The 16,518-nt window shown below is 71.0% G+C and carries 12 protein-coding genes and 1 pseudogene; 7 read left to right on the top strand and 6 right to left on the bottom strand.

Translation table 11 applies throughout. The annotated features are described in order from the left end of the window. Nucleotides 1-95: 95 nt before the first annotated feature. On the bottom strand, nt 96-1,037 hold the full coding sequence (locus tag ADL15_RS09720; protein ID WP_232343983.1) for a hypothetical protein: 942 nt from the start codon (nt 1,035-1,037) through the stop codon (nt 96-98). A 247-nt stretch (nt 1,038-1,284) separates the two neighbouring features. On the opposite strand from ADL15_RS09720, the pseudogene ADL15_RS09710 reads away from it, so the two are divergent. From ADL15_RS09710 to ADL15_RS09700, 3 genes and pseudogenes are all read left to right on the top strand, one after another. Beyond that, nucleotides 1,285-1,776, top strand: a pseudogene (locus tag ADL15_RS09710) (DM13 domain-containing protein); the annotation flags it as partial. A gap of 125 nt (nt 1,777-1,901) precedes the next feature. Beyond that, nucleotides 1,902-4,709 (top strand): AfsR/SARP family transcriptional regulator, encoded by a 2,808-nt coding sequence (locus ADL15_RS09705; protein WP_067687386.1) that lies wholly within the window; start codon nt 1,902-1,904, stop codon nt 4,707-4,709. A gap of 160 nt (nt 4,710-4,869) precedes the next feature. Further along, nucleotides 4,870-5,379: a sigma-70 family RNA polymerase sigma factor gene (locus tag ADL15_RS09700; RefSeq protein ID WP_067687384.1), complete on the top strand. Its 510-nt coding sequence runs from the start codon at nt 4,870-4,872 to the stop codon at nt 5,377-5,379. Here the strand turns inward: ADL15_RS09700 and ADL15_RS09695 are convergent. Then, nucleotides 5,363-6,679: a hypothetical protein gene (locus tag ADL15_RS09695; protein WP_067687382.1), complete on the bottom strand. Its 1,317-nt coding sequence runs from the start codon at nt 6,677-6,679 to the stop codon at nt 5,363-5,365. The genes ADL15_RS09700 and ADL15_RS09695 overlap by 17 nt on opposite strands. Nucleotides 6,680-6,807: 128 nt before the next feature. Between ADL15_RS09695 and ADL15_RS09690 the strand changes: the two genes are divergently transcribed. The 3 genes from ADL15_RS09690 to ADL15_RS09680 all read left to right on the top strand — a co-directional run bounded on the left by ADL15_RS09690 (nt 6,808) and on the right by ADL15_RS09680 (nt 13,380). Next, complete coding sequence (locus tag ADL15_RS09690) at nt 6,808-8,592, top strand: ParB N-terminal domain-containing protein (RefSeq protein ID WP_067687380.1); 1,785 nt, start codon at nt 6,808-6,810, stop codon at nt 8,590-8,592. Nucleotides 8,593-8,651: 59 nt separating this feature from the next. Continuing rightward, on the top strand, nt 8,652-8,945 hold the full coding sequence (locus ADL15_RS09685; protein WP_067687374.1) for a WXG100 family type VII secretion target: 294 nt from the start codon (nt 8,652-8,654) through the stop codon (nt 8,943-8,945). Between the two features lie 61 nt (nt 8,946-9,006). Next, entirely contained in the window at nt 9,007-13,380 is a 4,374-nt protein-coding gene (locus tag ADL15_RS09680) for an FtsK/SpoIIIE domain-containing protein (RefSeq protein WP_198170674.1), read from the top strand. Nucleotides 13,381-13,616: 236 nt separating this feature from the next. On the opposite strand, the gene ADL15_RS09675 is transcribed toward ADL15_RS09680, so the two are convergent. After that, the gene (locus ADL15_RS09675; RefSeq protein ID WP_067687370.1) at nt 13,617-14,216 is read right to left on the bottom strand and encodes a hypothetical protein; all 600 of its coding nucleotides are present in this window, start codon (nt 14,214-14,216) and stop codon (nt 13,617-13,619) included. A gap of 5 nt (nt 14,217-14,221) precedes the next feature. Then, entirely contained in the window at nt 14,222-14,512 is a 291-nt protein-coding gene (locus tag ADL15_RS09670; protein ID WP_067687368.1) for a hypothetical protein, read from the bottom strand. A 103-nt stretch (nt 14,513-14,615) separates the two neighbouring features. On the opposite strand from ADL15_RS09670, the gene ADL15_RS09665 reads away from it, so the two are divergent. Further along, a complete protein-coding gene (locus ADL15_RS09665) occupies nt 14,616-15,269 on the top strand; it encodes a hypothetical protein (protein ID WP_067687365.1) in 654 nt (217 codons plus the stop codon). A gap of 286 nt (nt 15,270-15,555) precedes the next feature. On the opposite strand, the gene ADL15_RS09660 is transcribed toward ADL15_RS09665, so the two are convergent. Then, nucleotides 15,556-15,906, bottom strand: a complete 351-nt coding sequence (locus ADL15_RS09660) for a helix-turn-helix domain-containing protein (protein ID WP_067687363.1) — start codon at nt 15,904-15,906, stop codon at nt 15,556-15,558. 67 nt (nt 15,907-15,973) lie between these two features. Then, nucleotides 15,974-16,207 carry a winged helix-turn-helix domain-containing protein gene (locus ADL15_RS09655; protein ID WP_157441262.1) on the bottom strand — a complete coding sequence of 78 codons (234 nt, stop codon included), beginning with the start codon at nt 16,205-16,207 and terminating at the stop codon, nt 15,974-15,976. Nucleotides 16,208-16,518: the final 311 nt, after the last annotated feature.

Genomic DNA, 16,518 nt, shown 5'->3' with positions numbered 1-16,518 from the left:
TTAGAGTGACCACCCTCTATACAGGAGCTCCGCTGTTTCCTGCCTACGACACACCTTGACGACCACCCACACCGCCTAACTGAACGGCGTTGGATCTAGCCCGCGGTGTAGCCCTCGAACGCGTGGACGCCGTCGTAGGAACCGTCGGCGTTCGCGCGGTTCGTGGTGAAGTAGAGCGTGCCGTCGCTGATGCCCACACCCTCGATCTCGAACGCCGTGTACTTCGAGGACGTGATGCGGAACGAGAGGTCGGTGGCGGCCGGCGCGGTCCCGGTCGTCGCCGGTGACACGTTGCGGTAGACGAGCACGATGCTGCGGTTGTCCTTGGTCAGCGGGTTGTAGAGCACCTTGTCGGTCGCGTCGTAGAAGAAGCCCTGGCTGGCGAAAGTTCCCAGGTCCGGCACCGTGGCGCCGTTGACGAGGGCATCGTCGACCTGCAGGTCGAACGCCTTGGTCAGCGCGATGGTGCCGGAGGAGGCGCGCAGCGGCAGACTGCCGTTGTAGAGCGTCCTGCCGCTCTTGAACATGAACGTGATCGCCGTGCTGGTGACCGCGACCCGGCTGATCCCGGACGGTGACTTGGTCACCCCGTCGAGGCTGATCTGGTACGAACCGGCCTTGTAGTAGGTGGTCCCGTCGTAACGCAGCTTCACCAGCTGCGCGCCGGTCGCCGCCATCGTCACGACGAACAGGTGGTGCTCCCCGTCGATGTCGACGATCGTCATGTCGTTGCCGTGCCCGAGCCACGTGTTCGTCGACGTGTCGTCGGTGCCGTTGGTCATCACCACGGTGGTGCCGGTGGACTTGTTCGTCCGGTAGATGACCGAGACGTCGTCCTCATTGGTGTGGTTCTTGACCGAGTAGAGATAGGTGGCTCCGGCGGCGAAGCCCTGCACCCCGGTGCAGCAGCTGACGTTCGGCAGCAGGGCGATGTCGGTGTACGTGTTGTAGTAGGCGGCCTGAGCCGCGACAGCCGGGCCGCCGGCCACCATGGCCAGCGCCAGGCCGAAAATCACTGCTGCGCGAGACAGTCCCACCTTGAGCAACGGATTCCCCTTCGTCGATCCTGCGCGAATACCGCGATCTTGCCGGAGCCGGCCGCGTGCGCCAGATCCGGCTCCGAGGCGATGGTGCCGGGATCGCGGTTCCCGGACCGCAGGCTCCCGATCGTCCGTAAGAAGACGGTAAGCCGCGTGAGCCTGGTGACCATGAGTCGGCAGTCGTTGACTGGAACGGTGATTCAGCGACTTTTTCACCAGGCCGGCCGCCTGGGCCGTCGTCGCGGTGTTCGGCATCGGCGGCGCAGGCGCGTTCTCCTGGTTCCAGCCGTGGCGGTTGTTCACCGACACCGTCGTGACCGACACCCTGGCGAGTGTCCCGTCCAGGGCGCCGCAACCGGCCGGGACCCTTCCCGGCCCGGCGGAGGTCACCGCGACGACCATGATCGCGCAGGGCTCGTTCGTCACTCATGAGCACGACACCAGCGGTGCGGCCCGGGTGGTACGCAACGAGGACGGCTCCCACCAGCTGGAACTGGTCGGCCTGGACACCAGTGACGGCCCGGACCTGCGGGTGTGGCTCTCCGACCAGCGGGTGCGCACCGGAAACGCCGGGTGGCGGGTGTTCGACGACGGCAGACATGTGGAGTTGGGCAAACTCAAGGGCAACCACGGCGACCAGGTCTACCGGCTCGCTGCCGACGGCGACCCCGGCGCCTTCCGCAGCGTCAGCATCTGGTGCAAGCGGTTCTCGGTCTCGTTCGGAGCAGCCGAGCTGAACCGTAGCGGTGCCGGTGAGCTCGGCCGAGACCACCGGGTGGGGGTCGCCCGAGGCCGATGGTCGGGTACCCGTCACTTCTTGTTACTCGCCCGTATCGACTGGCGACCCTACTCTGGTCACCGATGGCGCTGCGATTTTCGGTGCTGGGTCCGGTCCGGGCCTGGTCGAACGACACCGAACTGGAGTTGGGGCCGCCCAAGCAACGGGCGCTCCTCGCCATTCTGCTGATCAATGCCGGTCACCCTCTGTCACTGCATGAGATCATCGCGGTGCTCTGGGGCGGGGAGCCGCCGGATACCGCGGACAATCTGGTGCACCGCTACGTGGGGGCGCTGCGCCGGCTGTTCGAGCCCGAGCTGACCGGCCGGGGCGCCTCGTCGGTGCTGGTCCGGGGCTCGGGCGGCTACCGCCTGGACGTCGAGCCGGCGGCCGTGGACGTGCTGCGGTTCCGGGAGCTGCGCCGGGTGGCCGAGAAGGGTGAGCCTGCGGCGGCCGCCGGGACGCTGCTGGCCGCGCTGGAGTTGTGGCGCGGGCCGGTCGCCGCGGACATCCCGGCCGAGGTCCGGATGCGCCCGGCGTTCACCCTGGTCGAGGCGGAGCGGCTGGCCGTGGTCCGGTCCGCGGCCGAGCACGCCCCGGCCGCCGGGGCGGAGGTGGCCGAGCGGGTGCTGCTCGTGGTCCGCCAGGCGGCCGCCGAGCACCGGCTGGACGAGCTGCTGCAGGCCCGGCTGATGCTGGTGCTCGCCGCGACCGGCCGGCAGGCGGAGGCGTTGGAGGTCTACCGCACCACGCATCGGCTGCTCACCGAGGAGCTGGGCCTGGACCCGGGCCCGGACCTGCGCGCCGCCCACCAGCTTGTGCTGCGACCGGAACAAGCCGGGGAGACAGACCCGGAACCCGGTCGCGGGACGGGGCAAGAGGCGGCCAAACGGCCCGCCCAACTTCCCGCCGACCTGGCTGTCTTCGCCGGGCGGCGGCACGAGCTCGACCTGCTCCCCGAGCCCGGTGACCAGCCGGGACCCGCCGCCGTGGTCACCATCGGTGGGATGGGTGGCTCGGGCAAGACCACGCTCGCCGTGCACTGGGCCCACCGGATCGCCGAACACTTCCCCGACGGCCAGCTCTACATCGACCTGCACGGGTTCCACCCGAGCCGGGCGATGATCAGCCCGGCCGACGCGCTGCACTCGTTCCTGGGCGCGCTCGGTATCCCGGCCAACGGCATCCCCGCCACCCTCGAAGCGCAGACCGCCCTCTTCCGCAGCCTGCTCGCCGGGCGCCGGGTGCTGATCGTGCTCGACAACGCCCGCGACAGCGAGCAGGTCCGGCCGCTGCTGCCCGGCGCGCCCGGCTGCCTCACCGTCGTGACCAGCAGACATCAACTGTACGACCTGGTCACCGGCCACGGCGCCACCGCGATCACGCTGGAGCGGCTGCCCTCCGCGGATGCCATCGAGCTGCTCTCCCGGCGGCTCGGCACGCCGCGGGTGACCCGGGAGCCGGCCGCCGCCGCCGAGATCGCCGAGCTGGCCGGCCGGATCCCGCTGACCCTGGCCATGGTGTGCGCCCGCGCCGCGATGAACCCGCGGTTCTCGCTCGCCGCGATCGCCGGTGAACTGCGCGAGTCGCACGGGAGCCTCGACGCGTTCGAGGGGGAGTCGGAGCGCTCCGGCGTACGATCGGTTTTTGATTGGTCCTATCAGGTCCTGAGCCCGGCGGCGGCCCGGATGTTCCGGCTGATCGCCCTGCATCCGGGGCCGGAGTGCACGACGGCGGCCGCGGCGAGCCTGGCCGGGACGCCGATCGGCAAGGTCCGTCAGCCCCTCGCCGAACTGTTGCGGGCGAACCTGATCGCCGAGCCCGAGCCCGGCCGGTACGGATGCCACGACCTGCTGCGCGCGTATGCCCGGGAAGTCGAGGACACGACCGACGGCTCCGGGGACGCCCGCCGGCGGATGCTCGACCACTACCTGCACGCCGCCGTCGCCGCGGGCGCCATGCTGTTCCCCGGCCGGGAGCAGCTCCCGCTGGACGCGCCGGCCGAGGGCACCGTGGTGATCGAGTTCCGTGACGGTGGCGAGGCGGCCGCCTGGTTCGGCACCGAGCGTCCGGTCCTGCTCGCCGCGATCAAGCAGAACGCGATGGCCGGCGACGGCTACGCCTGGCAGCTCGCCGTCGCCCTGGAGATGTACCTGGACCGCACCGGCTCGTGGCTGGTGCAGTGGGAGATCCAGTCGGCCGCCCGGGCCTCCGCGCTGGCCCTGGTCGACCGGTACGCCCTGGCCTGCACCGAACGGTCGCTGGGTTTCGTCGAGGGACGCCTGCGCCGGTGGCCCGAGGCGGACCGGCACCTGCGGCACGCGGTGGAACTGTTCGCCGAGCTCGGTGACGGCAACGGCGAGGCCCGTGCCCACCGGCTGCTCGCGTTCCTGCTCAACCAGCGTGAGCAGTACGCCGCGGCGCTGGAGCACTACCGGGCGGCGGCCGAGCTCTACCGGGCGACCGGCTGGCAGTCCGGGCTGGCGCACGTGTTCAACGAGACCGGCTGGACCTACATCCTGCTCGGCGACTACCCGAAGGCCCTCGCCGAGTGTCATCGGGCGATCGAGGCGCACCGGGCGATCGGCGACCGCAACGGCGAGGGCGCGGCCTGGGACAGCGTCGGGTACGCCGAGCACCACCTCGGGGCGTACGACAAAGCTCTGATCTCCTTCGGTCACGCGCTGCGGCTCTATCGCCTGGTGCACGACCGCTACCTCCAGGCGGACACGCTCGTGCACATGGGCGACGCGCACGAGGGCGCCGGCCGCCCGGCGCGGGCCGAGGGGTACTGGCGCGAGGCGCTGGTGATCCTCGACGAGCTCAGCCATCCCGACGCCGCCGGGATCCGCGACAGGCTGCGCCGCCGAGTGGTGCGCGCGGTCGCTTAGACCGTTTCGCGGAACCCTGGCGGGGCGCCGACGGCCGGTTGCCGGAAGAACCCCTGGACCTGCCGAAACACCGCACGGTCAGAGCACGGTCAGAAATCGGTAAGTCCCTGCTGCCTACGGTCGCGCCCGACCGACGCCTCGAGACAGGGACCCCGCCACCATGGCCACCATCACCGACCCGCGGCAGCAGCAGCTGGACGACCTCGTCGCCGAGCACGCGGCGCCCGTGCTCAGCTACGTCCGGACCCTGGTCAGCGACCACCACCTGGCCGAGGACATCGTGCAGGAGACGCTGATCCGGGCCTGGCGGCACACCGAGCGCCTGTTCACCACCGAGGGCTCGGTGCGCGGCTGGCTGCTCACCGTGGCCCGCAACCTGGCGATCGACTGGCTGCGCAGCGCCGCGAACCGGCACGAGAGCCTGGCCGGCCAGGACCGGGACCGCGCCGAGCCGGACCACGCCGACGCCGTGGTCGCCACCGCCGAGGTGACCGCGCTGCTGTCCCGGCTCTCCACCGAGCACCAGACGGTCCTGCTGCACACCACGATGGCCGGGCGCACGGCGCTGGAGACCTCGCGCATCCTGGGCGTACCGGTCGGCACGATCAAATCCCGCCAGCATTACGCGCTCAACGTCCTGCGCAAGTCCCGGATCAGGCCGGAACGCTGAGGGCCGGAACGGTCAGCTCGACCCCGAGCACCGGGATCTCCACGGTCCCGTCCGCCGCGGCGTGCCACCGCCAGTGCGCGCTCGTCCCGGCATCACCGCAGACCAGGCCGGTCCATCCGGCGCCCCGGCTGCCGCACAACGCGGTCAGGGCGCCGATCTGCCGCGCGTCCGGGGTCCCGGCGACCACGATCAGCCCGCCCACCGGCCCGCGCTCGGCTACGCCTCGCAACGGACCATGCTTGTCGGTCACGGTCCGCGTCATCGGCGTTTCCTTCAGGGGTACGACCTCAAGACCGGCCGGCACCACCAGGGGTGCGGTCCCGTCCGTGGACGGGAACACCATCACCGGGGTGCCGGGGCGCAACCGGGCGACCTCGCCGAGCACGTTCTGCACCACGTCGCGCGCGACCCGCTGGTCACCGGTCACGCTGAGCACGCCGTCGAGCCGGCTCAGGTCGACGAAGACCGCCTCACCGGCGGCGTCCGCACCCGCCCGGACCAGGCACGCGGTCGACAGCTCGGGCAGTCCGGCACCGCGCCAGGAGTTGTCGGCCGTCCGGTGCCAGCGCGTGCTGTCCGCCTGCTGCCACGGGGTGGTCAGCTCGTCGGCCGCGGTCAGCCACACCGAGGCGCCGCCCTGGTCGAGCTGGATCGCGTGCACCAGCCCCTCCTGGCCGGGCGCGGCGGCCGCCGCCTCGCCGGCCGTGTCGTAGGCGCGGCGCACCGACTCGCCGTCGGCGGCGAACCGTTCGGCCAGCACCCGGCGGGCGGCCAACCGGCGACGGCGACGACCGGGTTCGCGGACCGCGTGCACGATCCGGCGGACACCGGCGGCGACCTGACGCCGGCTCAGGATCGCGGCCGTGATCAGGGCGAGCAGCAGTGCGGCCACGATCGCGAGGGCGGCTGCCAGGGAGAAGCTCACCGTCGTACCGGAAGCCTGATCTTGATTTGGATCGTGATTTTGGGGTTGGCCGGCGGTCTCGCGGGCCTGCTTCACGTCCGGTCCGGAGGCGTCCTGCGGCAGGCGCAGGATCCAGCCCGGGCGCAGCGGCTCGTCCGCGGTGGCCAGCGCCGCGCCGTCGGGCTGCGGACGGCCCCGGTTCAGCTCGAAGATCTCGCCGGCCCGGCGCTGGTCGCCGAGAGTGCCGGCCGCGATCGCCGGCAGCGTCTGGCTCGCGTCCGTCACCACGAACACCTTGACCAGATCACCCTCGTCGGCGGCGGCCGGACCCGCGCCGACGACCGCCACCCAGCCCGCCATCACCAGGACCAGGACGGTCCGCAGAAGCGAAGACATGACACCCCTCTCGGTAAGCGACAACTACACGGGGCCGGACGGCCGAAGGGTTCGACGAAAAAAGTTCGAACCATCCGGAGCAGGCGTCCCGTGTGTCCCCCGACGACGAGCACGGCGAGAGGTGGAGGATGGCGCGGCAGCACGCTACCCCCGCGGATTTCGACCTGGTGGGCATGAGTTCGGACCCGGCACCCGGTGATCCGGACCAGATCCAGGGCGTGGTCCAGCGGTATGCCGACATCGCCGACGCGGCGGAACGGGCCCTGAACGTCCTGAAGAAGGACGGCTCGATCGCGGCCGGGCGAGGGTCGGCGATGGACAAGCTGCGCGAGAAGGTCGGCGACGACCTGCCGGACAAACTCGCCAAGACGCAGCGGTCCTATCAGGACGCGGCCGACGCGTACCGGGCCTACATGCCGCGGTTGCTTCAGGCTCAGCAGACCTTCGACCGGGCGGTCGAGCAGGCCCGCAGCGCGTCGCCGCAGGCCGGTCAGACCGTGCCGCCGCTGGCACCGGAGGCGACCCCGGCCGACCGGGCCGCCGCGACCCGGGCGCAGAACGACATCGACGCCGCCAAGGGTCAGATGTCGGCCGCGCGCGGTCTGGCCGAGCAGGCCCGGAGCATGCGCGAGTCGGCCGAGCGGACCTGCGCCGACGCCCTGGACCGGGCGGCCAGCGAGGCGATCCCGGAACGCAACATCTTCCAGAAGATCGCGGACTTCTTCGAGGACTTCCCGTTCGTCCAGATCCTGCTGGGCATCCTGATCGCCGCGGTCGCGGTGTTCTTCCCGGTGGTCGGGTTCCTGCTCGGGGCGACGCTGTTCGCGATCACCCAGATAGCCGCGATATCCAGCGGCAAGTTCAAACTCGGCGACTTCCTGGTCGGGCTGATCAGCCTGGTGCCGGGCGGGTCGGTGCTCAAGGTGGTCGGCGCCGGGGTCAAGGCCGGCGCGGGCCTGGCCGCCAAGGTGGTGCCGAACTTCGCCAAGACCGTGAAGGCGAGCCTCGGGACGATCAAGACGTCGATCAACTCCAGCAAGACGATCGGGCCGCTGGTCAACAGCAACACCGGGCGGATCGTCAAGGAGGCCGGCAAGGGCGCCGCCGACAAGGCGACCGACGAGACGGCGACCCAGGTGCTCAACGGCGAAGGGCTGGACGCCGGGAAGATCGTCGCGGTCGGCGCGGGTGGCGCGGTGGTCGGCGCCGCCGCGGGCCGCAAGAAGATCACCGCGGAGGGTGGCGGCATCCCGGTCAAGACCGCGCCGCCCGCAGGAGGAACACGATCGCGCGGTTTCGACACCCCTCCGGCGTCGCCGGTGCGGATCGACCCGCCCGACCCGACGAACATCGGCATCGACCGGTTCAAGTTCAAGCGCGACGGCGACTCGCTGGAGTTCAAGAACAACGACTTCCCCGACGAGACGTTCGTCCTGCACAAGACGGACGAGTTCGACCCGGCGATCTTCAAGGTGAAGCGCACCGGCGAACAGGTCTTCCTCGACGACGAGAACAAGTTCCGCAAGGTGATCGACGACAAGCTCGACTTCGACGGGCCGAGGGCCGACTTCACCAAGTTCCAGGGCGAGCTGCCGAAGGACCACTTCCTGGTCGACGGCCTGGAAGGCAAGGACATCCCCAAGGTCGGCGGCATCGGTGACCTGCGTGGCCTGAAGAAGGGCGACGTCGTGCTCGTGCCGACCGGTCAATTCCCGCCGCTGAGCGACAAGGGCTTCTTCCGCGCCGAGTTCGTGGACAGCCGCGTCGACTCGATCGTCAAGGGCTTCCGTGAGGGTGCCGCGCTGCCGCCGGTCCAGCTCAAGGAGGGCAGCCTCGCGCTCGACCAGGGCAACCACCGCCTCGCCGCCGCGGTGAAGCTCAACCTCCCGTTCGTCCCCGTCACGGTCAGCTGAACTTCCGACCTTCCCAGGCCGTCCACCGTGGATGGCTGTCCAACCGCAAGGAGAGCATCATGCCCGACTACCGGGTCAACTCGGACGAGACCGCCTCGACCTCGCAGGCGCTGCTCAACGACTTCAGCCAGCTGCAGGACAAGCTGACCGAGGTCAAGGGCAAGATCTCCGCCCTGCTGGCGAACGGCTACTCCACGCCGGCCGCGCAGCAGAAGTTCTCGCCCTTCTTCGACGAGTTCGCCAAGGGCTTCGACCAGGTGAACCAGGGCCTGCAGGGCATCGGCCAGTACGTCAAGGCCGTCGGTGACGCGTTCTCGCAGACCGACGACCAGCTCGGCTCGAACCTGAGCTGATCCACGTCACGCCGTCCCCATCCCGCTCCGACACGAAAGCCGACAAGCTGTGCGATTGAACGTGAGTGTCCGAGATCCACTGGTCGAGGGGGGCTCGACCACCGTCGTCGTGGACACCGAGTCGTCCGCGACGGCCGGCGACCTCGCGGCCGAGCTGGCCCGCGCGGTCGGCGGCGCCTGCCCCGAGCCGGTGCTCTATCTCGGTGCGACGCCGGTGGATCCGTCGGCGACGCTGCACGCGGCCGGGGTGCGGGACGGCGTGGACCTCGGACTCGGTGCCCCGCTGCCCGCGGAGCCCGAGGCCGAGGGGCGCACCGAGATCCGGGTGGTCTCCGGGCCGGGCGCCGGCACCATCTACCGGCTCACGCCGGGTGACTACGACCTCGGCAGCGCCGACGACTGCCGGATCCGCCTGGCCTCCGAGGACGGGACCACCCCGGCGCACGCCGCCCGGGTCCGGGTCCGCCTGGACGGCACCGCCGACCTGGTCACCGCCGACCACGCGCTGCTCGACGGCCGCGAGGTGCCGGCCGGCACGCCGTGGCGCGAGGGCAACCTGGTCACGGTCGGCGCGATCCTGCTCGAGTTGACCTCCCGGCAGTCGCACCGGGCCCCGCTGACGCTCGCCGCCGACGGCTTCGGGCTGGAGTTCAACCGGCCGCCACGGTTCCTGCCGTCCGCGGCCGGCGGGAAGTTCCGGCTGCCCACCCCGCCGATCAAGCCGGACAAGCGGCCGATCCCGCTGCTGCCGATCCTGCTCGTACCGGTGGCCGGCGCGATCGTGTCGATCGTGGCCACCGGGAAGTGGTCGTTCGTCTTCATCGCGCTGCTCTCCCCGCTCGCGGCGATCATCGCGCAGTTCGGCGGCCGCAAGCAGACCCTGCAGAAGTACCTCGACGACGAGCAGGCCTACCAGGTCAAACTCGCCACCGTACGTGCCGACGTCGACGAGGCGCTGCGCGCCGAACAGCTCGACCTGCGCCTGGCGCTGCCCGACCCGGCCTCGCTGCTGCAGATGGCGAGCCAGCCGTCCGAACGGCTCTGGGAACGCCGCTGGCAGGACCCGGACTTCCTGTCGGTACGCGTCGGCACCACCGACCTGCCGTCCTCGCTGAGCGTGGAGGACCCGACCAAGGACGAGAACCGGCGCACGTCGGTCCCGTCGCTGTTCGAGGCCCCGGTCGCGATCGCGGTACGCCAGGCCGGCGTGGTCGGCATCGCCGGCCCGGAAGCCACCGACCTGGCCCGCTGGCTGGTCGCCCAGGCGGCCGCCCTGCACAGCCCCACCGACCTGCGCACCGTGGTGCTGGCCGGCCCGGACGGCGAGCAGAACTGGGCGTGGACCCGGTGGCTGCCGCACGCGCGGGCCACCGCCGAGGACGCGTACTCGCTGGTCGGCAGCACCGCCGACTCGCTGGCCCGGCGGGTCGGCGAGCTCGGCCAGATCGTCACCGCGCGCACCGCGGCCGGCAAGGAACTGATCCGCGGCGGGGTCAACGGACAGCCCGACATCCTGGTCGTGCTGGAACAGGCCCGCCGCGCCCGGTCGCTGCCCGGCGTGGTCGGCCTGCTGCGCGACGGGCCGGCCGTCGGCGTCTACGTGATCTGCATCGACACCGAGGAGCGGGTGCTGCCCGAGGAGTGCGGCGCGATCGCGGTCACCGAGTTCGGCGCGCGCAACACCTCGAAGGTCCGCACCGGCGGCGCCGCGCCGCTCACCGGGGTCCGCACCGACGCGCCCGACGAGGCCTGGTTCGAGCCGTTCGGCCGGGCACTCGCCCCGCTGCGCGGCGTGGGCGACAGCGACGAGAGCGCGCTGCCCGGCAGCGTCCGGCTGCTCGACCTGCTCGGCATCGAACCGCCGACCCCCGGCGCGCTGACCGCCGGCTGGGCGCTGGGCGGGCGCAGCACCACCGCGACGCTGGGTGCCGGATACGACGGACCGTTCGCGATCGACCTGGTCCGTGACGGGCCGCACGCGCTGATCGCCGGCACCACCGGCTCCGGCAAGTCGGAGCTGCTGCAGACCCTGGTCGCCACCCTCGCGGTGGTGAACCGGCCGGACGAGATGACGTTCGTGCTGGTCGACTACAAGGGCGGCAGCGCGTTCGCCGAGTGCGCCGACCTGCCGCACACCGTCGGCCTGGTCACCGACCTCGACACCCACCTGGTCGAACGGGCGCTGGTGTCGCTCGGCGCCGAGCTGCGCCGCCGGGAGACCCTGCTGGCCTCGGCGTCGGCCAAGGACATCGTCGACTACCTGGACAAGCGCTCCCGCGGCGGCAACGTGCTGCCGGCCCTGCCACGGCTGCTGCTGGTCGTCGACGAGTTCGCCTCGATGGTCCGGGAACTGCCCGACTTCATCTCCGGCCTGGTCAACATCGCCCAGCGGGGCCGGTCGCTCGGCATCCACATGGTCCTGGCGACCCAGCGGCCCGGCGGGTCGGTGACCCCGGACATCCGGGCCAACACCAACCTGCGGATCGCGCTGCGCACCACGGACACCTCGGAGAGCCGCGACATCATCGACGCGCCCGACTCCGGGGAGATCTCCTCGGCCAACCCGGGCCGCGCGTTCGCCCGGCTCGGCCCGTCGGTGCTGCTGCCGTTCCAGTCGGCCCGGGTCGGCGGACGCCGCCCCGGCGGCCAGGTCCAGGAGGAGAACACCCCCATTCCGGTACGGGCGTCCGTCGTCACCTGGAAGGACCTCGGCGGCCCGCTGCCGGTCGTCTCGCGGGGTGGCGGGCAGTCCGGCACGCAGCAGGCGGTCACCGACCTGGCCGTCCTGGTCGCCACGATCGCCGAAGCGGCCCGCGAGGCCGGCATCCCGCAGCAGCCCAGCCCGTGGCTGCCGGCGCTGCCCGGGCAGCTCGCCTGGACCCGCCCGGCAGCACCGGAACCGGCCGGGACCCGGGCGGCCGCGCTGCCCCCGGTCGAGTTCGGTGTCGTCGACCTGCCGGCCCGGCAGAGCCGGGTGCCGCTGACGTTCGACATCGACCGCACCGGCCACCTGCACATCATCGGCTCGCCGCGCAGCGGGCGCTCACAGACGCTGCGCACCCTGGCGGCCGCCCTGGCCACCGCGCACGGCGCCGACGACCTGCACCTCTACGGCCTGGACTGCGGCAACGGCGCGCTGAACGTGCTCGCCGGGCTGCCGCACACCGGCGCGATCATGGACCGCAACCAGATCGAGCGCCTCGGCCGGATGCTGGACCGGCTCAACGCCGAACTCACCGCGCGGCAGGCGGTGCTCGGCGCGTCCGGGGCCGCCGACCTCACCGAGCTGCGCCGCGCCCAGGCGCCGGGGGAGCGGCTGCCGCACATCGTGCTGATGGTCGACCGGTTCGAGGTGTTCGACCGGGAGTTCGTCAACTACGACAACGGCAGTTACCTGGAGCGGATGGTGCGGCTGCTGCGCGACGGCGCGGGCGTCGGCATCCACCTGGTGCTCGCCGGGGACAAGGTGCTGGGCAGCGGCCGCTACTCCGGCACCACCGAGGACAAGCTGGTGCTGCGGCTCAACGACCGGCAGGACTACTCGACCGTCGGCGTGCCGACCAAATCGGCGCCGGTCGACCCGGAACCGGGCCGGGCCATGCGCACCGCGGACCTCAGCGAGGCCCAGATCGCGGTGCTCGACACCGACCTGTCCGGCGCCGCGCAGGCCCAGGTGCTGCTGACCCTCGCCGAGGAACTGGGCAAGCGGGAAGCGGCGGTCCCGGCTGCACGACGGGCGCGACGGTTGGACGTTCTGCCAGACACCATTTCGTACGATGAAGCGGTTGATCTGCACCTGAGCGGTGGGCCGATGCGCCCGCTCGTGGCGGTCGGGGGTGACACGCTGACCGCGCTGGGACCGGACCTGACCGAGGTGCCCAGCTTCGTGATCGGCGGGCCGCCGCGCACCGGCCGGAGCACCGCACTGCTGACCATCGCGGAATCCCTGCTCACCGCGGGTGCCGGCCTGGTCGTGCTGGCGCCCCGGCGCTCACCGCTGCGGTCCCTGGAGGGTCGCTCCGGTGTCGCCGCGGTGATCACCGACCCGGAGGTGTCCGTCGGTGAGTTCCGCGCCGTGCTGGGCAACATCCCGGAGCCGACCGCGGTGATCCTGGTCGACGACGCGGAGCTGCTGATGGGCTCGGAGATCGACTCGGATCTGGCGGCGTTCGCGCGTGGCGCGCAGGGCAGCGGGTGGGGCCTGATCGCGGCCGGTAACGCGGAGTCGCTGGCGCTGTCGCTGGCCGGCTGGATGGGCCAGGTCAAGCGGAACCGGACCGGGATGCTGCTCTCGCCGCAGGGGTTGAGCGACGGCGAGATCATCGGCGTGAAGCTGTCCCGGGGGAACGTGGGGCGGGCGCCGCAGCCGGGCCGTGGCCTGCTGCACCTGGGCGACGGCAGCCTGGTGACGGTCCAGGTCCCGTCGTCCAGCTGACAGTCCCCGGCTGGTGCCCAGGGGTGTCTCGAGGTTGTTGAGACACCCCTGAGCGCCAGCCTTTCGCGGTTCGCCGGGCGGTCGCGGTGGGTGGCTGGTCGTCAGGGGTGCCTCACGTGTCTTGAGGCACCCCTGAGCGCCAGCTCTCGGTTTTCGGCTGGCTGTCAGGGGTGCCTCACGTGTCTTGAGGCACCCCTGGGCGCCAGCCCTTCGCGGTTCGCCGGCCGCTTCGCGGGTCAGACGAAGCGGAACGTGCTGGTGATCGCGTCGAAGAGGTCGTAGACCTCGTTCTTCAGCGGCAGGCTCGGGCTGGCCAGGGTGACCACCAGGAAGTCCTCGGCGCGGCCGGGCACCGGGATCATCGTGTGCATGGTCAGCAGCTTCACGTCGATGTCGCCGGTCAGCCGGGTGGTCTCGGTGCCGGTGACCCGGGCGACCGGGCCGACGTGCGGCAGCCGCACCGACGAGATGATCCGGTCGCGGGGCGCGGTGCCGGTCGCCGTCGACACCCCGGCCTGCGCGGAGAGCACCGGCAGTGTCAGCTCCTGGCCCGGTGGGGTGGTGACCGCGAAGACCATGCCGTAGGCCATGAACAGACCCTCGTCGTACACCGTTGCCGTGCCCGCGGCGAGCAGCGCGCCCTGGCGCCGAGCGGCCCGGCTGATCTCCCGGGCCTGCCGGAACATGTCGTTGATCTGCATCCGCTCGCGCGGATCGTTGGTGGTGGCGAGCGCCTGCGCGCGTACCTTCGCCAGCTCCTCACCGCTGAGGTCGACCTGATCCCACAGGTCCGGGACGTCCAGCAGGAACCGCCGCGCGGTCGTCGGCGTCGTCATCGCAGTCACCCTTGTCCTTCGTCGAGGTTCTTCGCGGCGTCCTGGTCGGTCTTCTCGAACGCGTCGAGGATGCTGCCGATCGCGTCGCGCACGCCGACGATCTGGCGCTTCAGCTGGAACCGGCCGTCGTTCCACCGGTCCTCGAAGTGCTGGGCCGCGCCGCGCAGCTGGCCTCTGCCGAAGGCCGCGTCGAAGTCGAACGTGTGGTTCCCGATGTCGATGAAGTCGTGGACGAAGGTGAGCATGTCCTGCGCCTCCTTCAACTCGGTGCCAGGAATGTTGACGTCGTCGGCCATCCGGTCCCCTCCGCTCGATTGCCTGGCTCACACACGAGACGGCCCGCCGCGATGGTTCAAAACGCGGGTGAACCATCCGGGGCACCGGTCTCGTGTGTGCGGTATGGCTTCGACCCCCATCCACCGCGGCGCCGCGGCCCTGCTCTGCGCCGCGATCCTGTTGTCCGGCTGCGGCAAGACGATCAGCATCACCGACTCCGACGACGCGAAGACTCCTGCGGCGCCGCCCGTGGCGGCCAGCTCCGCTGCCGCGCCGACCTCGGCTGCCGCGACCGAGCCCCCGGCCGGTGGCAACGGCGCGCTGCAGGTCGTCGACTCGACCGCGGCGCAGAACGGCAAGAACGGCGACGGCGGCACCGTCATCGGGGTGGCCATCCAGGAGAAGCCCCCGGTCTGGGTGCAGCTCGCCGCGGTGACCTCACCCCCGCTGAACAAGCCGCACCTGATCAACATCAACCAGGCGGCGCTCTACCGCTTCGACAAGGACTCGGCCAAGCCGTCCACCTCCAACTGCAACGACGACTGCGCCGTGACGTGGCCGCCGGTGATGATCGAGGAGGGCGGGGCGGTGTACCTGGCCGGCGTCGACCCGGACAAGGTCGGCGCGATCCGCCGGGCGGACGGCAACGTGCAGATCACCGTGGGCGGCTGGCCGATCTACCGGTTCGCCAAGGACAAGCTGCCCGGCGACCTGAAGGGCCAGGGCGTGGGCGGCACCTGGTTCGCGGTCGGCCCGGACGGCAAAAAGGTTAAGTAGTCGTTCTCCGCGTGATGGCCGGGCTGATGCCCGGCCATTTCCGGTTTTCCTGGGGTGCCTTGCCCGCGAGCTGGGTATCCGCGAGGCGGTCACGGTGCGGGACGCAACTCAGTCCGGGGGCGGACCGTGCCTCTGACGACGAACGGTTCCGCGCGGCCTGTGCGTCCGGATGGATGACAGGACCGGATACGCAGGTTTCTGATGAGCGAACCGTCAGCGGGCGAAAGCGGCGGTCAGGTCGAGTTCCACATCTCGCCCGTTTACTGTCACCACGACTCGTTGGTGCTCACCTCTTGCTTCCCGTGATGCCCTGGCTGGTCAGGTAGGCGTCCAGCTCCAGGTAGGCGTAGAGGCGTTCGCGCATCGCGGTCATCGGCGAGTTGTCACCGTCGGTGCGAACTGCGAACCGGGCGCGCTCCCGGACCTCCGGTTGCCCGACGATCGCAGCGGCGCGGACACCGAAGCAGTCCGCAAGCTGGATCAGCTCGTCACCCTTCATTACGCGGTCGCCGTTCTCGATCCGGGAGTAGGCCCGCTGAGAGATGCCTATCGCGTTGCGTGCCGCATCTTGCGAAACGCCGGCCGCCTCGCGGGCCTGGCGCACTCGCAGCCCAAGGTGCCACATGTCGACGTCCATTTGGATGAACCTCCGTCCGGCAATTCTAAAGTCGTTCCGGAGGACACCCGCGGGGGATGAGGCGTATTCAGCTGGACGGCGGTTCACCGTGTTCGACGACGAAGACACCGACGCCGGACAGGCCCTCGACGAGTCCCTTTGCTTTGAGCCATTGGACAGCGTTGCGTACGACGGTGATCGATACGCCGTACTGTTCTCGGAGCTCAGCCGTGCTGGGCAGTCGGTCACCTGGTTTGAGCCGGCCGGATGCGATCTGAGTGCTGATGTCGTCGATGAGCGACTGTGTTTTGGACTTCGCCACGTCTTCTCCCTGGTCCGCGCGTCCAGTGGACCATGGGTCGAAGTGCGGTCGCAAGCATAAGGACGCCTGCTGGTGCCTCTAGGTGTTGCCTTATGCATAAGGTTGGGTTAGGTTGCTGCTTATCGCTCCCTGGTCCGCAACCTGCGAGCGACCGGCCACAGGCCTCCCCGTGCCTGTGGCCGCGCAACACCCCGCTGGTCATGAGGTGCTGCGCCCGGGCGGCCGCATCGTTCGGGTCGGAGAGGCGATGAAGGCCTGTCCGTGCATCGGTCGAAGTCCGACCCCGGCGATGGAGGCTGCTTGACCTCTAC

Origin of the sequence: Actinoplanes awajinensis subsp. mycoplanecinus (assembly GCF_001509495.1) — a bacterium.
Lineage (GTDB): Bacteria > Actinomycetota > Actinomycetes > Mycobacteriales > Micromonosporaceae > Actinoplanes > Actinoplanes palleronii.
This window is presented reverse-complemented; position numbering and strand designations above follow the sequence as displayed.

Coding starts and splice junctions, on each gene's coding strand:
- ADL15_RS09705 (WP_067687386.1), top strand. CDS start 1,902: ATGGCGCTGCGATTTTCGGTGCTGGGTCCGGTCCGGGCCTGGTCGAAC.
- ADL15_RS09700 (WP_067687384.1), top strand. CDS start 4,870: ATGGCCACCATCACCGACCCGCGGCAGCAGCAGCTGGACGACCTCGTC.
- ADL15_RS09695 (WP_067687382.1), bottom strand. CDS start 6,679: ATGTCTTCGCTTCTGCGGACCGTCCTGGTCCTGGTGATGGCGGGCTGG.
- ADL15_RS09690 (WP_067687380.1), top strand. CDS start 6,808: ATGGCGCGGCAGCACGCTACCCCCGCGGATTTCGACCTGGTGGGCATG.
- ADL15_RS09685 (WP_067687374.1), top strand. CDS start 8,652: ATGCCCGACTACCGGGTCAACTCGGACGAGACCGCCTCGACCTCGCAG.
- ADL15_RS09675 (WP_067687370.1), bottom strand. CDS start 14,216: ATGACGACGCCGACGACCGCGCGGCGGTTCCTGCTGGACGTCCCGGAC.
- ADL15_RS09670 (WP_067687368.1), bottom strand. CDS start 14,512: ATGGCCGACGACGTCAACATTCCTGGCACCGAGTTGAAGGAGGCGCAG.
- ADL15_RS09665 (WP_067687365.1), top strand. CDS start 14,616: ATGGCTTCGACCCCCATCCACCGCGGCGCCGCGGCCCTGCTCTGCGCC.
- ADL15_RS09660 (WP_067687363.1), bottom strand. CDS start 15,906: ATGGACGTCGACATGTGGCACCTTGGGCTGCGAGTGCGCCAGGCCCGC.